Here is a 933-nt window from a genome sequence, read left to right on the forward strand (position 1 = left end):
AGAGCCGAACCCGAAATGAGTTGAGCGATATCATAGGGTTGTGATTCACGTCGGTTTGCGAAGACTGACGGAGATCGGATGCCTTGGAATGATACCGCTCGGCGTGACTATGTCCGCCGGGGGCCACGCTATGCAAGTGATCTGACGGATCGGGAATGGGCGCTGATCGCGCCGCTCCTGCCGTCGCCGCGTCGGGTCGGCCGCCCCCGGACGACGGACCTGCGGGAGGTGATGAACGCGATCCTCTACATGGCGACGACCGGCTGCCAGTGGCGCATGCTCCCGAAGGATCTTCCGCCCGCCTCGACGGTGCAGCGCTATTTCTACGAATGGCGCGACAGCGGCTTGTGGCGGACGATCAGCAATCACCTGGTCATGGCGGCGCGCGAACTGGAGGGCCGCGAGGCGAGCCCGAGCGCCGGCATCATCGATAGTCAGAGCGCGAAAACCACCGAGAGCGGCGGGATTTGTGGCTTCGACGCCGGCAAGCGGGTCAAGGGCCGCAAGCGGCACATCGTCACCGACACGCTCGGCCTGATGGTCGGGCTCGTGGTTCACGCGGCCAGCATTCAGGATCGCGACGGAGCGCCAGCGGTCCTGGGCTCCATCCGCGCTCGCTGGCCCTGGCTGCGTCACGTCTTCGCCGACGGCGGCTATGCCGGGCCGAAACTCGAGGAAGCCCTGCGCCGCCTCGGCGACTGGACGATTCAGATCGTCAAACGCTCCGATACCACGAAGGGCTTCGAGGTTTTGCCAATGCGCTGGGTCGTTGAGCGCACCTTCGCATGGCTCGGACGATGCCGCCGACTGGCGAAGGACTGGGAGAAATCCATCGCTTCGGCCGAGGCGTGGATATTCATCGCCCACATCCGCGTCCTGACCAGACGCCTCGCAAGGTATTGGCACGGCTCGTAGAGTTTCGAGTCAGACTCT

Annotated in this window: 1 protein-coding gene; it reads left to right on the forward strand. The window is 64.5% G+C overall.

Going from position 1 to position 933, the window contains the following annotated elements; genetic code table 11:
• The first annotated feature begins 78 nt into the window (after positions 1-78).
• Positions 79-915 (forward strand): IS5 family transposase, encoded by an 837-nt coding sequence (locus ACLJK8_RS22900; RefSeq protein ID WP_413152695.1) that lies wholly within the window; start codon positions 79-81, stop codon positions 913-915.
• Positions 916-933: the final 18 nt, after the last annotated feature.

Source organism: Amaricoccus sp. W119, assembly GCF_047275745.1.
Taxonomy (GTDB): Bacteria; Pseudomonadota; Alphaproteobacteria; order Rhodobacterales; family Rhodobacteraceae; genus Amaricoccus.